General features: G+C 51.0%; 2 protein-coding genes and 1 pseudogene. 2 read left to right on the top strand and 1 reads right to left on the bottom strand.

The features are described from left to right. Together EG885_RS23185 and EG885_RS23500 are read left to right on the top strand one after the other, a co-directional pair. Window positions 1-224, top strand: a 224-nt coding sequence (locus tag EG885_RS23185) for a hypothetical protein (protein ID WP_207392399.1), incomplete at its 5' end; no start/stop codon positions are given. A 64-nt stretch (window positions 225-288) separates the two neighbouring features. Next, window positions 289-417 carry a hypothetical protein gene (locus EG885_RS23500; RefSeq protein ID WP_278248509.1) on the top strand — a complete coding sequence of 43 codons (129 nt, stop codon included), beginning with the start codon at window positions 289-291 and terminating at the stop codon, window positions 415-417. Between the two features lie 152 nt (window positions 418-569). Here the strand turns inward: EG885_RS23500 and EG885_RS22365 are convergent. Next, window positions 570-682, bottom strand: a pseudogene (locus EG885_RS22365) (IS5/IS1182 family transposase); the annotation flags it as partial.

Below are 682 nucleotides of genomic sequence, written 5' to 3' on the forward strand. Positions count from 1 at the left end.
TCTCGACGCCCAGAGACGCGAGAAACGAATTCTTGGCACACATTGCGAAACGCACTCCCACCGGTCGATGGAAAAGACTTCGCAGCAGCGCGTCAGCCGAGCAATGTGGGGTTCAGCCGTCGCTTACCCATCTGCGCGGCAGTCAGCCAGAAAAGGTCGCTCATGTCACCGCTCCGTTTCTGGGCCGTGAATCACGCCGCGAAACGGAAATCAATGCATCCTGACCCTAGCCAGACTGCTGTGCGCAGCCAATATCTCCGATTTTGGTAGGCAAAATGAGACAATTTGGTGAAAGAGAACATCAATGAACTCATCAAACGTCAGGGCTCCGTCTTTAAATGCGATGTAGCTGCAGCGCGCATTTATTCTATCTCCCAAGCCGCTTGTATCAAAATCAAGATGTCTAATGCGGCTTGATAGACTCGCAAAGTTCCCAAGGAAAGCATCGAGTTGTTCAGCAAGCAATTTCGGACCTCGGAAAAAAAGTTTCTTCAGCGATGTGACTTCCGCATAATACTTGCAAAGGTAATATCACCCCGTTTCAACGCGTTTGGTCTTAGGGTCAGGATTCATAACCAATAGATGACGGTTGCTGCGAGGGCGATGGCCGAGAGGAAGATCTTCGGACATCTGTCATATCGCGTTGCCACGCGCCTCCAATCCTTGAGCCTGCCGAACATGA

It is taken from the genome of Paracoccus nototheniae, assembly GCF_004335005.1.
GTDB classification, from domain to species: Bacteria; Pseudomonadota; Alphaproteobacteria; order Rhodobacterales; family Rhodobacteraceae; genus Paracoccus; species Paracoccus nototheniae.